Origin of the sequence: Bacillus sp. FSL R5-0603, from assembly GCF_038050295.1 — a bacterium.
GTDB classification, from domain to species: Bacteria; Bacillota; Bacilli; order Bacillales; family Bacillaceae; genus Bacillus; species Bacillus subtilis.
This window is the reverse complement of record NZ_JBBOYP010000001.1, coordinates 35001-51058: the sequence shown is the minus strand read 5'-3', so window position 1 is coordinate 51058 and position 16058 is coordinate 35001. Positions and strand designations below refer to the sequence as shown.

The 16058-nt window shown below is 40.9% G+C and carries 19 protein-coding genes (1 of these 19 only partly in view); 1 reads left to right on the top strand and 18 read right to left on the bottom strand.

Annotation, left to right across the window (positions count from 1 at the left end):
- Positions 1-89: 89 nt before the first annotated feature.
- From rsmA to metG, 5 genes are all read right to left on the bottom strand, one after another.
- Entirely contained in the window at positions 90-968 is an 879-nt protein-coding gene (gene rsmA, locus NYE56_RS00270) for a 16S rRNA (adenine(1518)-N(6)/adenine(1519)-N(6))-dimethyltransferase RsmA (RefSeq protein WP_003226751.1), read from the bottom strand.
- Positions 961-1521, bottom strand: coding sequence for a ribonuclease M5 (gene rnmV / locus NYE56_RS00265; RefSeq protein ID WP_015253010.1), 561 nt, complete (start codon positions 1519-1521; stop codon positions 961-963). The genes rsmA and rnmV overlap by 8 nt, the downstream gene beginning before the upstream one ends.
- A 144-nt stretch (positions 1522-1665) precedes the next feature.
- Positions 1666-2979, bottom strand: a complete 1314-nt coding sequence (locus NYE56_RS00260; protein ID WP_341283296.1) for a ubiquitin-like domain-containing protein — start codon at positions 2977-2979, stop codon at positions 1666-1668.
- 155 nt (positions 2980-3134) lie between these two features.
- Positions 3135-3902, bottom strand: coding sequence for a TatD family hydrolase (locus tag NYE56_RS00255; protein WP_014475570.1), 768 nt, complete (start codon positions 3900-3902; stop codon positions 3135-3137).
- Positions 3903-3981: 79 nt separating this feature from the next.
- Entirely contained in the window at positions 3982-5976 is a 1995-nt protein-coding gene (metG, locus tag NYE56_RS00250) for a methionine--tRNA ligase (protein WP_015382561.1), read from the bottom strand.
- 494 nt (positions 5977-6470) lie between these two features.
- Between metG and abrB the strand changes: the two genes are divergently transcribed.
- A complete protein-coding gene (abrB, locus tag NYE56_RS00245; RefSeq protein ID WP_003226760.1) occupies positions 6471-6761 on the top strand; it encodes a transition state genes transcriptional regulator AbrB in 291 nt (96 codons plus the stop codon).
- A gap of 48 nt (positions 6762-6809) precedes the next feature.
- Here the strand turns inward: abrB and rsmI are convergent, their stop codons facing one another.
- The 13 genes from rsmI to csfB form a co-directional block, all read right to left on the bottom strand.
- Positions 6810-7688 carry a 16S rRNA (cytidine(1402)-2'-O)-methyltransferase gene (rsmI, locus tag NYE56_RS00240; RefSeq protein WP_341283295.1) on the bottom strand — a complete coding sequence of 293 codons (879 nt, stop codon included), beginning with the start codon at positions 7686-7688 and terminating at the stop codon, positions 6810-6812.
- A complete protein-coding gene (locus tag NYE56_RS00235; protein ID WP_003242983.1) occupies positions 7663-7962 on the bottom strand; it encodes a GIY-YIG nuclease family protein in 300 nt (99 codons plus the stop codon). The genes rsmI and NYE56_RS00235 overlap by 26 nt, the downstream gene beginning before the upstream one ends.
- Positions 7949-8692, bottom strand: a complete 744-nt coding sequence (locus tag NYE56_RS00230) for a tRNA1(Val) (adenine(37)-N6)-methyltransferase (protein ID WP_003244526.1) — start codon at positions 8690-8692, stop codon at positions 7949-7951. The genes NYE56_RS00235 and NYE56_RS00230 overlap by 14 nt, the downstream gene beginning before the upstream one ends.
- Positions 8693-8750: 58 nt before the next feature.
- Complete coding sequence (gene yabA, locus NYE56_RS00225; RefSeq protein WP_003218308.1) at positions 8751-9110, bottom strand: replication initiation-control protein YabA; 360 nt, start codon at positions 9108-9110, stop codon at positions 8751-8753.
- Between the two features lie 14 nt (positions 9111-9124).
- Positions 9125-9952, bottom strand: a complete 828-nt coding sequence (ricT, locus tag NYE56_RS00220) for a competence/sporulation regulator complex protein RicT (protein WP_003226767.1) — start codon at positions 9950-9952, stop codon at positions 9125-9127.
- Positions 9953-9954: 2 nt separating this feature from the next.
- Entirely contained in the window at positions 9955-10944 is a 990-nt protein-coding gene (gene holB, locus NYE56_RS00215; protein ID WP_268549261.1) for a DNA polymerase III subunit delta', read from the bottom strand.
- Positions 10945-10955: 11 nt separating this feature from the next.
- Positions 10956-11396 carry a YaaR family protein gene (locus tag NYE56_RS00210; protein ID WP_009966249.1) on the bottom strand — a complete coding sequence of 147 codons (441 nt, stop codon included), beginning with the start codon at positions 11394-11396 and terminating at the stop codon, positions 10956-10958.
- Positions 11397-11408: 12 nt separating this feature from the next.
- A complete protein-coding gene (gene darA, locus NYE56_RS00205) occupies positions 11409-11738 on the bottom strand; it encodes a cyclic di-AMP receptor DarA (RefSeq protein ID WP_003242755.1) in 330 nt (109 codons plus the stop codon).
- Positions 11739-11811: 73 nt separating this feature from the next.
- Complete coding sequence (gene tmk, locus NYE56_RS00200) at positions 11812-12450, bottom strand: dTMP kinase (RefSeq protein WP_015253015.1); 639 nt, start codon at positions 12448-12450, stop codon at positions 11812-11814.
- On the bottom strand, positions 12447-13889 hold the full coding sequence (locus tag NYE56_RS00195; RefSeq protein WP_341283294.1) for an aminotransferase class I/II-fold pyridoxal phosphate-dependent enzyme: 1443 nt from the start codon (positions 13887-13889) through the stop codon (positions 12447-12449). Before NYE56_RS00195 ends, tmk begins: the two co-directional genes overlap by 4 nt.
- Positions 13890-13970: 81 nt before the next feature.
- On the bottom strand, positions 13971-15131 hold the full coding sequence (locus tag NYE56_RS00190; RefSeq protein ID WP_341283293.1) for a toxic anion resistance protein: 1161 nt from the start codon (positions 15129-15131) through the stop codon (positions 13971-13973).
- Positions 15132-15149: 18 nt separating this feature from the next.
- Positions 15150-15764 carry a 5-bromo-4-chloroindolyl phosphate hydrolysis family protein gene (locus tag NYE56_RS00185; RefSeq protein ID WP_341283292.1) on the bottom strand — a complete coding sequence of 205 codons (615 nt, stop codon included), beginning with the start codon at positions 15762-15764 and terminating at the stop codon, positions 15150-15152.
- Positions 15765-15883: 119 nt separating this feature from the next.
- Positions 15884-16058: the 3' portion of an anti-sigma-G factor gene (gene csfB / locus NYE56_RS00180; RefSeq protein WP_003243294.1), read on the bottom strand. It continues 20 nt past the right edge of the window; the window shows 175 of its 195 coding nt (coding positions 21-195); its start codon lies off the right edge, out of view — the gene reads right to left on this strand; it ends in the stop codon at positions 15884-15886.

Here is a 16058-nt window from a genome sequence, read left to right as displayed (position 1 = left end):
GAGTCCAAGTTTTTCTTATCATTGAATGAAAGGTCCTTCTCTAGCCTATGTAGCGGCAGTCCATGTGGTGCGCAAAACAAAAAGCCCTTTTAGAAAAGGGCTTTATACAATCCGTTAGACAGCGCTGCGAATTCCTCAATAGACAGGGATTCACCTCGGCGCTTACCGTCAATATTTGTTTCTTCGAGCACTTGCTCAATCGTTGATTTTTGCGCTTTTCCTTCAGGCAGATTGTTAACTAAGTTATTGAGCAGCGTTTTACGGCGCTGTGCAAAGCTTGCCTTGATGAGCTGAAAGAAAAAGGATTCGTTTTCCACGTCCACTGCCGGGCCGTCTCGGAGAATCAGACGGATGACTGCGGAATCGACATTAGGCTGAGGAACAAATACGGTTTTCGGAACGATCATCACCGTTTTGGCTTCTGTATAAAACTGCACCGCGATTGAAAGTGAGCCGTACTCCTTAGATGAAGGATCAGCCGCCATGCGCTCAGCCACTTCTTTTTGCAGCATGACCACAATCCCTTTCAGCGGAAGATGTTCTTCAAGCAGTTTCATGATAATCGGTGTTGTTACGTAATAAGGAAGGTTGGCAACTACCATGATCTCATCACAATCTTGAAATTGTTCTTCAATGACTGATTTGACATCAGCCTTTAACACGTCCTGATGAATGACAGTGACATTTTCGTAAGGTGACAGTGTATCCTTCAGAATCGGCAATAATCGCTGGTCAATCTCAAATGCCACGACCTTTTTCGCCCGCTTGGCAAGCTGTTCGGTTAAAGCCCCGATTCCCGGGCCGATTTCAATGACACCTGTTTTCTCAGTCACTTCCGCGTGATCAACAATTCTGTTTAAAATGTTCGTATCAATTAAGAAATTCTGTCCTAAGCTCTTTTTAAAAGAAAAACCGTATTTCTTCAGTATCTCTTTCGTTCTAATCGGTGTCGCAATATCTTTATTCATTCTGTTCCTCCCGCATAACGGTATCGAGCGCACTCATAAAATCACTTTTTTTAATTTGAAACATTTGCAGCCGTTTTTGAAGCTGTTTGCCATTTGTATAGCCGATTTTCAACAGATCACCCAGTCGTTCCCGGCGGCGTTTGGCCGCAGGCCCGCCTATTAGTCCGGCATGAATCAAATCCTCAGCTGAAATGTCACTCGGCTGCGCTTCCATCTCCTCATGCACATTTTCTAAACATGCCCTAATGCTTTCAACCGATGCATGCTCTACACCAATTCCCCGCTTGTTTTTAGGTTTGGCAAGATGTTTTGGCAAAAATGCATGCTTACAGCCGGGTACAGCCTCTGAGATGGTTTTGCGAATCTTCTCTCCCGGAAAGTCCGGATCCGTTAAAATAATGACGCCTCTGGTCTTCTGGGCCAAACGGATTTGGTCAATCACATGATCATCGATGGCTGAACCATTTGTTTCAATTGTGTCTGCATCAACAGCCAATTTGATGCGGGCCGTATCGTCACGCCCCTCGACCACAATGATCTCTTTAATTTTCATTATTTCCTCCAAGACAAAATAAAAACTTTTGTATATTCATGAAACTTTTTCTTATATCGAGCGTCTAATAAGCAGAAAATGCACTTTGTCTATTATAACGAAAAAAACAGAGGGCGCAAAACCCTCTGAATACATAAGTATATATTAATTTAAGATTTTAATTTTGACTGTTTTATTTCCCCATCGGTACGCCGATGATTTCTCTGGGAAAAAGACGTCTATCTTGTTCCCTTTAATCGCTGAACCGGTATCTGCAGCAATGGCATATCCATAGCCTTCCACGTGGACTTTGGAGCCTAGCGGAATGACATTTGGATCCACAGCGATGACTTTGGCATTCGGATTATTTTTTAAATTGACGCCTGTCGCTGTATGTCCTGAACAACCGCTGCAGCTTGCCGTATAAGCCGTAGATGATACAGTCATGACTTTGCCTGTTGATTCATCGCTGCGGGACACAACTGTTTTTGAATCACCTGAAGCACTGACCGTTTCAACTTTTGGACTGCTTTGCTTTGTGCCGACAGCAATTACTTTATCTTTGCTTTGTTCAGCTGTTTCTTCTTTAACAAGCTCTCTGGACACTTCTTTACCGTTTTCTTTAACGACTTCGAAATGTTTTTTTAGCTTGCCTTCTTTTCCTTTTTGGACGACCTTTTCTTTCCCTTTTTCAAGAGAAGCGTCTTCTTGCTTTTTCACATCGAACGCAATCTTCTCTTCAACTACATCGGTGACCTTTTCGATACGAGTAATTGTAATATCAGCCTTTCCTTTCGTCAGCTTTGCATCTAACGCAGGCTTGATTTTATCTTCGTCTTTTATGTTCATCTTTTGCTGTTTTAAAAAGTCAGCGACCGTAGTCGAAGTCGTCCAGATCTTCTTTTGTTTCCCTGCATCATTCACAGTAACCTGAAATGCGGGCTCTATGTTAATCTTCATGTCTTTCGAAATATCTGTATCTATTGCGGGATCAATTTGATCTTGTTCTTTCACATCAACATCTTGTTCGTCCAGTAATGCACCGACCGTTTTTGCTGTTGACCATAACGTCTTTTCTTCCCCGTTTATTGTAAGCTTCACAGGTTTTGCAGCCTCATACACAACGTCCATGTCTGCTGTTATCTTTGTCTGTTTAGCAGGTGTGATCTTGTCTTCGTCTCTTGTCTTGATATCAAGCGTGTCCAAAAGATCACCGACTGTATTTGCATGTGTGCGTATATGTTTCTTTTTGCCATTGATAGAAACTGAGACTGATTGTTTCGTCAGCTCATGAGCCGCGTACGCAGTCCCGCTTCCTGCCAAAAGCAAACAAGCAGCAACCAGAATGACTTTGCTTTTGCTAAGCTTTACGGAAAACAGCTTTTTCATTTTTTGTGTGATGAAAAACGCCTCCTTCTCCTCGGAGAGATTATATAGAGTATCTAAAAGGCTGTCAACCCTCCCTTCTCTTTCTCCCAAAAGCTCAGTGTCCTCTTCATTATCCTGAAATACACTGAGAAACGGAAGAAAGACTTGTCGACAAACCTATCCTATGAGGAGAAGAAAGCATGTAGAACTTTTATAGAAAAACGCTGTAAGGGACAAGCTCTTACAAAACCCGCTAGCGTTTTTTGTCAGTTTATACGGAAAAGTCTTTTCGCATTTTCAGTCGTGATGGAAGCAATCTCTTCAAAGGTCATTTCTTTTAATTCGGCGATCTGTTCTGCCACATATTTCACATAGCTTGGCTCATTTCTTTTCCCGCGGAAAGGGTGCGGTGTGAGAAACGGGCAGTCCGTTTCAATCAGCAGCCGGTCATTGGGAATTTCCTTCACTACTTCCTTCGGTTTCTTCGCATTTTTAAATGTCACCGGTCCCCCAAATGATAAATAAAAATTCATTTTCATGCATTCTCTTGCCACTTCCGCACTTCCTGTAAAGCAGTGCATGATTCCGCCCACAGCTTCTGCGCCTTCCTCTTTCAAAATGGTCACGACATCCTCCGTTGCATCACGGTTATGAATGATAATAGGCAAATTGACCTCTTTCGCTAAGGCGATTTGTTTTCTAAACACCTCTTTTTGAATATCTTTAGGTGATTTATCCCAATGATAATCCAGTCCCATTTCCCCTATCGCTACCACTTTCTCATGAGCAGAAAGCTCTTTAATCCACGCTAAGTCTTCCTCTGTCATGTCAATAGCGTCAACAGGGTGCCAGCCAATGGCTGCATAAATAAAATCATATTCCTCAATCATTTCCATCGCACGGGTAATCGTCGGACGGTCAAAACCAACTACGACAATTCGTTCAACTTTTTCAGCTTTTGCCCGTTCAATAACCTCTTCAAGATCAGTATCATATTGTTCTGCATTTAAATGTGCGTGTGTGTCAAACAACATAAGTGAAAAACTCCTTTCTTGTCGAAACACAAAAGGTGTTCGACGAATTGTTACACGTGAAACACCTTTTGTTTTATCATTATTTAATTCTTGTGCCTTTTGGTAACGACTGATCGATAGACACGACCTTTAAAACGCCGTCTGCTTCTCCTGCAAGGATCATACCTTGAGAAAGCTCTCCTCTGAGTTTAACCGGTTTTAGATTTGTTACACAAACGAGTTTTTTTCCAACAAGCTCTTCAGGCGTATAATGCTTCGCAATACCGGATACCACTTGGCGCTTTTCAAAACCAAGATCAAGCTGCAGCTTCAATAAACGGTCTGCTTTTTTCACTGGCTCTGCCTCAATGACCTCAGCTACGCGAAGCTCTACATCCATGAATTGATCAATCGTAATTTCAGGTAAACGATCGACCTCTTGCGGCTCTTCTTCTTTTGTTTCTTCTTTCGCTGGTGCCGAACCTTGCATTTTCCCTTTGATGTAAGCAATTTCTTCTTCTGCCTCTAAACGAGGGAACAATGGCTCGCCTTTTTGTACTTTTGTATCTTTCAGCTGGCCGAAAGTTGTAATGCTGTCCCAAGCTTTTAAAGATTCATCAGTAATGCCCAGCTGCTCGAACATTTTTTCAGGTGTTTTTGTTAAGAATGGCTGAAGCAGTACCGCTGAAATACGCAATGATTCAGCGAGATGATACATAACTGATCGCAATTCTTCTTCTTTTGCCGGATCTTTCGCAAGCACCCATGGAGCTGTCTCATCAATGTATTTGTTTGTGCGGCTGATGAGCTGCCATAAAGTCGAAAGTGCTACCGAGAACTCCATATTTTCCATTGCTTTCTCATAAGCTTTCACTGTTTCTTCAGCAACAGAAGTGAGCGTTTGGTCAAATTCCGTAACAGCACCTTTGTAAGAACCAATTTGTCCGTCAAAATACTTATTGATCATCGCAACAGTACGATTCAATAGATTTCCTAAATCATTCGCTAAATCATAGTTGATTCGCTCAACAAATCCTTCCGGCGTGAAAACACCGTCTGATCCGAACGGCACTTCGCGAAGCAAGTAATAGCGAAGTTCGTCTAAACCATAGCGCTCAATTAATGTAACCGGATCTACAACATTTCCTTTTGATTTCGACATTTTTCCGTCTTTCATCAAAAGCCAGCCATGCGCGAATACTTGCTTTGGCAGCGGAAGATCCAGCGCCATCAGCATAATTGGCCAGTAAATAGTATGGAATCGTACAATCTCCTTACCGACTAAATGAACATCGGCAGGCCAATATTTTTGATAAAGCTCATCATTTTCTGTATCATAACCGAGTGCTGTTAAATAGTTAAATAGTGCGTCAATCCAAACATATACAACATGCTTTGGATTTTCCGGCACCTTCACGCCCCAATCAAAAGTGGTACGTGATACTGCCAAATCCTCAAGTCCAGGTTTGATAAAGTTATTAATCATTTCGTTTTTGCGTGATTCTGGCTGAATGAATGTCGGGTTTTCTTCATAGTATTTCAGAAGACGATCCGCGTATTTCCCCATGCGGAAGAAATAAGATTCCTCTTTGATCAATTCAACTGGGTGACCGCTGTCAGGGCTTTTTCCGCCGATGACCTCTCCCTTTTCATTCCGCTCAATATCAACGAGCTGAGTTTCCGTGTAGAACGTTTCATCAGGGATGCTGTACCAGCCTTCATACTCATCAAGATAGATGTCCCCGTTATCAAGAAGCTTCTGAAACACCTTTTCAATGACAACTTTATGCCGTTTTTCTGTCGTGCGGATAAAGTCGTCGTTTGAGATTTCAAGCTGCTTCCACAGTTTTTGAATATCTGCCGCTGCGCGATCCACATACTCCTGAGGTGTAATGTTTTCCTGTTCAGCTTTTTGCTGGATCTTTTGTCCATGCTCGTCCGTTCCCGTTAAATAGCGAACATCGAACCCTTTTAATCTTTTGTAACGTGCCATTGCATCTCCCGCGACTGTCGTATATGCATGGCCGATATGTAATTTTCCGCTCGGATAATAAATCGGTGTTGTAATGTAAAATGTATTGTTTTCTTGCGGCATCTTGAAACCTCCTAATCAGAATGTCAAAAAGCTCCCGCCCAAAGGACGAGAGCGGCGATAAGTGCAAATCATATATGAATATTATTTATATTTATCCTTTATCTATGATACCATCTTAGCCTTTAAGATCAAGAATATATACATACACCCTGAAAAAGAATAATTAAAATTAAAAATCTTTAATGAAAATAAAAAAAGTCTGTTCGTGTCGAATTTTGTCGTATATAATCAAATGAAATAAAAAACTTTGGTTCGAAAGTCTTGATTTAAAAGGATTTTTAGTAGGATAATAGCTTTATTAAATATTTATAAAATGCTGTTATTTCGGTAGTTTCTAAGACATTACTGACTATAAGAACTAATTCTTACAATCAATAGTAAACAAAATGATTGACGATTATTGGAAACCTTGTTATGCTATGAAGGTAAGGATTTTGTCGAATAATGACGAAGAAAAATATAATTTAAACAAATAAGTATCTCTTGGGAGGAGAATGTTTATGAAATCTACTGGTATTGTACGTAAAGTTGATGAATTAGGACGTGTAGTTATTCCTATCGAACTGCGTCGTACTCTTGGAATCGCAGAAAAAGATGCTCTTGAAATCTATGTTGATGATGAAAAAATCATCCTTAAAAAATATAAACCAAACATGACTTGCCAAGTAACTGGTGAAGTTTCTGATGATAACCTTAAACTTGCAGGCGGTAAATTGGTTCTTAGTAAAGAAGGCGCTGAGCAAATCATCAGCGAAATCCAAAACCAGCTTCAAAACCTTAAATAATCATTTCTTGTACAAAAAACGTTCTTGTTATGACACAAGAACGTTTTTTTATTGCTTAATATGGTAAGCATCGTACACTTCACGCTTTGGTACATTGCGATCGACTGCTGCTTTTTTAATGGCTTCTTTAGACGTAGCGCCTTTCGAGATGTAATGCTCGACATGTTCTTTCGCAGTGAGGGTTTCCCACCATTGTTCTTCCTCATCTGCCTCTTCATTATTACTTCCTTCTACGACAAGACAAAACTCGCCGCGTATCTGATCCTCGTTTGCCCAACCAATGACCTCAGATATGGTTCCTCGGATAAACTCTTCATATTTCTTAGTGAGTTCACGTGTTACAGCAATTTCCCGATCTCCTAATATCTCTGCCATCGCTGACAAGGTTTCCTTCAATCTGTGAGGCGCTTCATAAAAAATGATCGTTTCCCGCCGTTTTTTAAGGGCTTTAAGCTCCTTCTTCTTTTCTTTTTTCTGTCTGTTGAGAAAACCGTAAAAGAAAAAAGGCTGCGGTACAATACCTGAAGCAATAAGAGCTGTTAATGCAGCATTTGCTCCCGGCAACGGAACAACATAACCGCCTATATCCGTAAAATCCTTTACAATTTCCGCTCCGGGATCAGAAATCGTCGGCAGACCGGCATCACTGACAAGAGCAATGTTTTTTCCCGATTTTAGCCATTCAATAATTTTGTGCCCACTGCTTTCTTTATTGTGTTCGTGATAGCTGACGAGCGGTGTTTCAATTTCATATACATGACAAAGCTTTTTCGTTTGCCTCGTATCTTCCGCAGCAATCGCATCCACTGATTTCAGCGTGTCGATCGCCCGGAATGTCATATCCTCTAGATTTCCGATTGGGGTTGGGACCAAGTAAAGAATCCCCATGTCCGACTTTCCATTAAAGCTCATTTGGCGCCTTAACATATACAGCCTCCTTGCTGTTCCGCTTTTCTTCTATATAAAGCTCTTTTTTCTTCCGAGTTAGTTTTTTGAAATAATATTCCGCCTGCATAGCTTCCCGCTTTGTTGAAAAGCTCTCGGCAAAAATTAATTCAACCGGACGTCTTACTTTTGTGTACTTTGCGCCCTTTCCATCGTTGTGTGTTTTCACTCGTTTATGAAGATCGTTGGTATACCCGGCATACCAGCTATTGTCCTTACATTTCACGACGTAGAAGAAATGGTTATTTGTCTCCATATAAAATGGTCCTGATTTCTTTTGTATATTCATTTTGTTCATCATAAACGAATAAGGGAGGAAGAATTTTTAAATCCGGGCGCCCGCCTTTGATACCTTCAACCAAAATGGTATTGGCTTCTTTCCCTTGCTTCGGATAGACAAATTGTACACGTTTTGGCTCGATTTGATAAGCCTTCATCAGTTCAAAAATCTCCAGAAGCCTTCCCGGCCGGTGAACAAGAGCTGCTTTTCCCCCTTGCTTGAGCAGCTTGCTGCTGACTGAAATGACATCCTCCAATGTGCAGTGGATTTCATGTCTTGCAATTCGGAGATGCTCGTTCATGTTTTGTTCAGTTTGTTTCGGCGTTTTAAAATACGGCGGATTGCAGGTGACAACATCATATCGATTATGTCCAAGTTTCTCCGGCATGTTTTTCAGGTCATCATGTATGATCTGGATCTGATCGTCCAGCTTATTATACTCCACGCTGCGAACGGCCATATCATGCAGCCTTTCTTGTATTTCGACTCCCAGAATGTCTGCTTTTGATCTTGTACTGAGCAGCAGCGGCACAATACCATTGCCGGTGCATAAATCAACGATTTTCCCTTTTTGAATCGGAACGTACGCAAATTTGGACAGAAGCACAGCGTCCAACGAAAAAGCAAACACTGTTGGGCTTTGTATGATTTTCATGTCCTCTGCCAGCAAATAATCTAATCTTTCATCATCATGTAATGAAACCATCTTCTTATCCTTTCAGTACCTTTGAAAAAGGCTCCCGTCTTATGCGGAAGCCTTTTCCCTATTTTTTATTTAAGAATGACAGACAGAAAAGACAATCCTCTTTTCGAACACTTCCATAGTGGACATTGCAGATATGAAATCCTTCTTGATACAGACGTGCCAGATTATCATATCCTTCCCCTATATCAGTTTGCTCTGTCTTCTGTGTTTTTGATTCTTTTTTATCAGCTTTGAACTTTTCAATCTGCTGCGTCGTATCGTCCAGCCGTTTGCGCAAATGCTTGTTTTCAAGCTGTAAATGATGATTTTCCTCAATCATCTCACCGATATGCTGCTTTAAATCCCCCAGCTGCCTGTACAGTGAGCCAATTTGTTCTTCTAAGTTAATGACTGTATCAAATAACTCTTTTTTATCCAAGGTTCCACACCTCGTTAATCTGTGGTTTGTGCGGATACGACGCCCTCTTCCAAGAGCTCTTCCCAAGTATATTCTATCACTTTTTCACGGTTTATCAGTTCCACCTGAAGCACCCGTTCCAGAATATTTAGTCCGACGACCTTCGCGGGACCGTTTGCTGTCGTAATCATTTCTCCTATATCCGGAAGCTGTTCTTTTGCCGTCTCATACTCATCGTTCTCATATTTTAGACAGCACATCAATCGTCCGCAAAGACCCGAAATCTTCGTAGGATTTAAAGACAAGTTCTGATCCTTGGCCATTTTAATGGAAACGGGTTCAAAATCTCCAAGGAACGTTGAACAGCAAAGCATTCTTCCGCAAGGACCGATTCCTCCGAGCATTTTTGCCTCATCCCTTACTCCGATTTGGCGCAGCTCAATTCTTGTCTTAAAGATAGAAGCCAAATCCTTTACAAGCTCTCTAAAGTCGACTCGGCCGTCAGCAGTGAAGTAAAAAATGACTTTATTGCGATCAAACGTGAATTCAACATCGACCAGCTTCATATCCAAGCCATGCTCAATCACTTTCTTTTGGCAGATATCAAATGCTGATAGTGCTTCCTGTTTATTTTCTTCTACAATGAGAAGATCGCGCTCGTCAGCCACACGTATCACTTTTCGAAGGGGAAGCACCACATCATGCTCATCCACCTGTTTATTTGCAATTACGACCTGGCCGTACTCAACGCCTCTGACAGTTTCTACAATTACGCAGCTGTCATGTTCTATATGAAATCCATTCGGATCAAAATAATATATTTTACCCGCTTTCTTAAAGCGGACACCAATTACATTGTACAAGCTTATCCCTCCTGCAACATTAACACCAAGTGCTCCATTAATCCTTGTACATTCACATTGGAATGAAGCCGTTTCTTTGCTTCTAAAACAGCAAGTATCTGATTCGTAACGCTTTGTTGTGTTGATTGTAGCGCATGCTGTTTTATTGATTGGAATAAGTCTTGATAAATCAATTTATCTTCATTTCCTATTTGGATGGACAACACATCACGATATATCAATAAGAGCATATCAAGACCCATTTCTTGATGGGTTTTTTCTTTGAAAAAGGGCATCCATTGATCTTGAATAAAGAAAAAAGCATGTCCTTTCCGCTGGTGTAGGACTTCATACAATTTTATCACTTTCGCTCTAGACTCTGCAAACTCATCATTTCGACTTAATTCGACTGCTTCTGCTACATTATTGGTCATGTTGGCCAGAAGCCTTGCCATATGAGGCGAGACGTCCTGTTCGATCAGTCTGTCTTCAATTGCTTTCGGCTGCAAAGGCTGAAAAGGAAGGGTTTGGCATCTTGAAATGATGGTATCCAATAACCTTTGGGGCTGCTCAGTGATGAGGACGGCCATTGTGTCTTTGTTCGGTTCTTCTAAAAATTTCAGCAGGCTGTTCGCCGCATTTGCTGTCATTTGATCTGCGTGCGAAATAATATACAGCTTTTTATGCGATTCAAGTCCTGTCTTAGAAAACTCTTCTTGGAGCGCTTGAATTTGCGCCTTTTTGATTGATAAGCCATCAGGCTGAACAAGATGGAGATCAGGATGGTTCCCTGACTCTATCCGTTTACAGTTTCGGCAGCTCTCACAAGGCTCCGCGCCATCCTCCAGACAAAAGAAGCTTTTTGCAAGAAGCAGCGCGGCATCAAGCTTGCCTGTTCCTTTTTTCCCCTCAAACAAATAAGCGTGTGATAGTCTGTCCTTCTCAATACTATTATATAAAAGCTTCATCACTCTGGGCTGAAGCTCTTTCATTTCCTTCCAGGATATTGCCATTGTATCACTCTCTATGTGTAAAGGTTAATCAATAAACCTTTTATTTCGCCAATACGCTCCAACAAATCAATTGCCGGTTTTTCCTGATCCATCATCTCTTCCGTAAGCTGTATCAATTTGTCATCTATTTCTTTCACAAGTCCCAGCGTTCTGCTGTTCCCGTAAAGGTCAAAGCTTTTCGATGTTTCATGTGAAAGGCCGCTGTCCACAGCTTCTTTGACAAAACGTTTCACAAGTCCTTTAAATCTCGCTAAGTCTTTAAAATTCCGAGATTTCGTTAGCCTTTTTCCGAAGGCTTCTATATCAGATAACAGCCTGGTAAGCTGATCAAGCTTCATTTTGCTGCTTTGGTTTTCCATTGATGTTTTAAACGATGCCGTGATCTCAGATGTTTTCACAGAGGGAATCTGCTTATTATCTATAAATGTACGTATATCTTTATTAATTTTCACAGTTTCAGATCCTTAAAATTGATGAAATTCATCGACTGGAAGGACAAATACTGTCGCTCCGCCAACTTCAACTTCGACTGGATAAGGGACATAGGAATCAGCATTTCCTCCCATTGGAGATACAGGGGCAATCATCTGATCACGTTTCTGCCCGTTTTCTTTAATGAGACTCAACGCTTTATTGACGCGTATATCCTCGACACCGATCATAAACGTCGTATTGCCTGATTTAAGAAATCCTCCTGTCGTCGCAAGCTTTGTGACTCTGAAGTTGTGATCCGTTAAGGTTTTCAAAAGTCTGTTGCTGTCCTGATCTTGTACAACTGCCACTATCAATTTCATCTGTGAAGGCCTCCTTTAGATTGGAAACAACGTGATCTCGTTTACATTATTATATCAACTATTGGGAAACAGGTCACAATTGAATTTTTTTCAACGCTTCATCGATCACCTTTAGAACATCCTGAACGACGAGGTCTTTGGATTGCCCGGCATCAACTGAATGAAATCTTTCCGGAAATCGCTTCATCAGCTCTTGATAACCTTCTTGTACTTTTGTATGAAAGTCCAGTTTTTCTAAATCGAGCCTGTTTTTCTCCCGTGAGCCGTTTGCGTAAATACGCTTCAGTCCTTCTTCCGGATCAATTGAAAAATAAACCGTTACATGGGGCATCATATCTCCAATGGCAAATTCATTAATGGACAGAACCTCATCAATTCCAAGTCCTCTTGCATATCCTTGATACGCAAGAGAACTGTCTATGAATCTGTCGCAAAGAACGATAAACCCCTGTTCTAAAGCAGGTTTTACTTTTTCAACTAAATGCTGGCGTCTTGCAGCCGCATATAAGAGAGCTTCTGTTTTTGGGTCCATTAATGTATTGTTCTCATTCAGAATAACCTCTCGAATTTGTTCTGCAATATCTATTCCGCCTGGCTCTCGAGTTGCCATAACCTGAAGGCCTTCTGCTGTCAGTATGTTTTTGATTTCCTGCAGAACAGTCGTTTTTCCTGCACCTTCAGGACCTTCGAATGTAATAAATAAACCGCTCATGATTTCTCCTCTTCTATATAAACAAGTAGTTGTTTCTCTTTGATTTTCATATTCCCTTGAACATGCGTTTTCATGCTGATCAAGCGGCTGAGCTTTTGCACACTTTCTTTTGTTATTCTTTCTCCCGCCATAATCATCGGGATACCCGGAGGATAAGGGATGATATCTTCTGCATTCAGCCGGCCAGCTGCTTCCTCAAAGTCCACATATTCTTTCTTAAACGAATGTAAGACCTTTTTTGGATAAGGCAAGACAGTAACAGGCTGCACTCCCCATTCTGCAGAAACAAACGCCTGATCCGGAGGCGTTTTCTCAATCTCTTCATCGATGCTTCTAATGGTTTCAGCGTTTATTCTCCGTTTTCCTCCCAATGGGAGAACGAGCAGAACTTGATTTTCATCAGCAAGCTCAGTGAATATGTTGGCACGCTCTAATATGCTTTGCAGCGTATAGCCAGAATGCCCGCGTTTTGAACGAATTGTGAGCTTCAGCGGGTCCGTGATGATCAGTGGATTAGCAGGGTTAACAGCTTCTGCATTTGTAAGTGAATCAAACGTTTGTTTAAGTGTTTGTATCCGCTGCAGAATGTCAGAAAGCTTTTGTTCTTCTATAATATGCTGTACATAAGCGCGGGCAATATCTAACGAAGCCATAATCGGATAAGACGGGCTGCTGCTTTGTAATCGGTTTAAATACTCTGCCACCCGATCCCTGTTAATCCTGCAGCTGGTGTTGAGATGCAAATAAGAACCCATCGTCATGGCAGGCAACGTTTTGTGGGCCGACTGAACAACAATATCTGCCCCCATTTTTAAAGCTGAGACCGGAAAAGGCTCACCTAAAATAAAATGTGCGCCATGCGCTTCATCGACCAAAACAGGAATCCCATAATGATGGGCTTCAGTAATGATCTCAGTCAAATCAGCACTATGTCCGTAATATGTCGGATTGGTCAGTACTAAGCCTTTCGCATCTGGATATGCTGCCAGGGCCTCTTTAATTGTTCCAAGCGGAACATGCGTAGGCACATGCATCGCTGAATCAACGTCAGGTGCAAGATAAACCGGCTCAGCACCGGCCAAATCAACAGCATGAAATACAGATTTATGACAGTTTCTTTGAACCAGAATTGTATCACCAGGTTCACAAACAGATAAAATCATCGCTAAGTTTCCGACAGTCGTACCATTTACCAGAAAAAAACTTTCCGCCGATCCATATAATTGGCTGACAAGCTCCTGAGCTTCCTTAATCACCCCGGAAGGATGATGGAGATCATCCAGTCCTGCCAGTTCAGTTACATCAATGGTGAGAAGCGGATCGAATATTGACTTAGCGTCATCAAAAAAGACATCTCCATTGTGATGTCCCGGAACATGAAATGAATGAGAATTTCTTCTCGCATGTTGAATTAATGCTTTATATAAAGGTGTGTTCATGAAAACAATCCTTTGAATGTGTCTTCTTACACCTTATTATATCGTGCCTCTGACAGAACTTAAAGCCAGACTTACTGGTAACTATCTTTCCTTTATTGTAAGCAGCTTTTGCTTCAGGTCGCCTTCCATCATCATGAGCTCTTCTTCTGCCTGACGGCGTTTGATTCGTCCTTCTTCTTGTATAGTCAGTGTTTCTTCAAGCGTGCTTATTAAGCTTTCCTGCACCTTCTTCAAGGTATCTATATCAACAAGGCCTCTTTCATTTGCCCGTGCAGTTTCAATTGTATTGGTTTTTAAAAGCTCCGCATTTTTCAGCAAAAGCTCATTGGTTGTATCAGATACTTTCTGTTGTGCATCCACTGCATTGCGCTGCCTTAAAAGCGTCAGTGCAATGGCAACTTGATTTTTCCATAACGGAATCGCTGTCACAATGGATGACTGAATCTTTTCAGCTAACGCTTGGTTTGTATTTTGAATCAGCCTGATTTGCGGTGCACTTTGAATTGTAATTTGCCTGCTCAGCAACAAATCATGAACTCTTTTATCTAACCGGTCAGCAAATTGAATTAAATCATTCACCTCTTGAACGGCCATTTGGTTATGATCACTCGATTCAGCCTGTTGCTTCAGTTCAGGAATTGTTTTCGTTTTTAATTCCTCCAGCTTCAGTTCTCCTGCAGCAATATAAACATTCAGCGCGGCAAAATATTCTTTATTTTTTTCATATAACTGCTCTAACAGCTTGTTGTCACTGATTAAAGCATTTTTAGAGTGCTCCAGCTTCAAGCTGATTCTGTCTATCTGCACGCTGGTCTTTTGGTATTTAGACAGCATCTCTTGAAGAGAACTTGATACTCTTCCAAACATGCGTGCCAAAAAACCCTTTTTCTTAGATTGGAGATCATCAGGATTTACTTGCTCCAGCTTTTTCATCAGCTCTCCAAGTATTTCGCCAATCTCCCCGACATCCTTCTTTTGAACATGATTAATCATATCATGAGAAAAGTTCAGCAGTTTAGATTGAGCTTGTGAACCGTATAAGACAATGCTTTGCATATTTTTATGATCAATCTGTCCAGCAAGCTGAATTGCTTTTTCCTTGTTTTCCTCAGGAAGAACATCAACAAGCCGTACTTGCTCTTTCTCTGCTTTTACAGCCTCCGAACCTGGTATCTCTATGTTACCACCAAAAGGATCTGCCAATAATTCATCTATATGAAGGTCGCTTTGGTCTCGGTTCATCGCTCTTACCCTCTTCCCTTATTTCTTTAATGAATGTTTTGCTGCGTCTAATTCAAACTGCAACTCGTCAATTTCATCACCCATTACTTGAGTTAAATCTTCCTCTAAACGCTTGGTCAATTCAGTAAGAGTGATGCGTGTCTCACTTAACGACATCGACAGTTCTTTGCTTTTTTTTGGGTGAGATGATAGAAAAGCATACTTCTCTGTCAATTCAACAACCGAATCGAGAGTTTGATAAAAAAATCGTTCTGCCTGATAAAACCGCTTTGGCTCTTTTTTGGTGAGGAGATAAATCCTTCTCACAATCCTTAGCATTTCTGCATTTTGCTTAAACATTTGAATGCTTTTAGCCTGAAACAAGGCTTTCCTAAGACGGATCATTTTCTGCCTTGCTTCCTCTAAGTTTTTCTTAATGTAAGCATACTCTCTTCCTGTCAATTCATGCTTTTTAAGAAATAACCGTCTTGTATTCCAAATGCCAGCTATATATACGGCTGCTCCAGAAGCAAGCCCATAAACAATAGATAAAAAAAGCGACTGGTTTAAACCAAAAAAGCTCAATATTCCAATGAAAACAAAAGTCGCACTGCTAGTTAAACTCCACATCAAAAAGTGAAAAAATCTCTGCATGAGATAATCGACTCCTGTGTCTATACTCAGTTTTAATATTATTATCTACTACGTTCAATCCTTAAACAAGTTTCATCTTCTTTTTATTATTAAGAGTACAAAAAAAGACCTTTTCAGGTCTATGAATATAATGGCGGTGTATGAATGCTCTTTAGTTTTTTTACGTAAAACGCATAGTCAGGATCAGAAGTTGATGTAGAAATTACTTTTCTCTCACAATCTAAGCATATGAATTTCGTATAAAGATGAATGCCTCTATTCTTCTCTTGATCACAAATCACACATGTATGATTA

Coding starts and splice junctions, on each gene's coding strand:
- abrB (WP_003226760.1), top strand. CDS start 6,471: ATGTTTATGAAATCTACTGGTATTGTACGTAAAGTTGATGAATTAGGA.
- NYE56_RS00235 (WP_003242983.1), bottom strand. CDS start 7,962: ATGGAGACAAATAACCATTTCTTCTACGTCGTGAAATGTAAGGACAAT.
- rnmV (WP_015253010.1), bottom strand. CDS start 1,521: ATGAAAATTAAAGAGATCATTGTGGTCGAGGGGCGTGACGATACGGCC.
- tmk (WP_015253015.1), bottom strand. CDS start 12,450: ATGAGCGGTTTATTTATTACATTCGAAGGTCCTGAAGGTGCAGGAAAA.
- NYE56_RS00190 (WP_341283293.1), bottom strand. CDS start 15,131: ATGAACCGAGACCAAAGCGACCTTCATATAGATGAATTATTGGCAGAT.
- NYE56_RS00195 (WP_341283294.1), bottom strand. CDS start 13,889: ATGAACACACCTTTATATAAAGCATTAATTCAACATGCGAGAAGAAAT.
- holB (WP_268549261.1), bottom strand. CDS start 10,944: ATGGCAATATCCTGGAAGGAAATGAAAGAGCTTCAGCCCAGAGTGATG.
- NYE56_RS00255 (WP_014475570.1), bottom strand. CDS start 3,902: ATGTTGTTTGACACACACGCACATTTAAATGCAGAACAATATGATACT.
- NYE56_RS00230 (WP_003244526.1), bottom strand. CDS start 8,692: ATGGTTTCATTACATGATGATGAAAGATTAGATTATTTGCTGGCAGAG.
- darA (WP_003242755.1), bottom strand. CDS start 11,738: ATGAAATTGATAGTGGCAGTTGTACAAGATCAGGACAGCAACAGACTT.
- rsmI (WP_341283295.1), bottom strand. CDS start 7,688: ATGTTAAGGCGCCAAATGAGCTTTAATGGAAAGTCGGACATGGGGATT.
- metG (WP_015382561.1), bottom strand. CDS start 5,976: ATGCCGCAAGAAAACAATACATTTTACATTACAACACCGATTTATTAT.
- rsmA (WP_003226751.1), bottom strand. CDS start 968: ATGAATAAAGATATTGCGACACCGATTAGAACGAAAGAGATACTGAAG.
- NYE56_RS00185 (WP_341283292.1), bottom strand. CDS start 15,764: ATGCAGAGATTTTTTCACTTTTTGATGTGGAGTTTAACTAGCAGTGCG.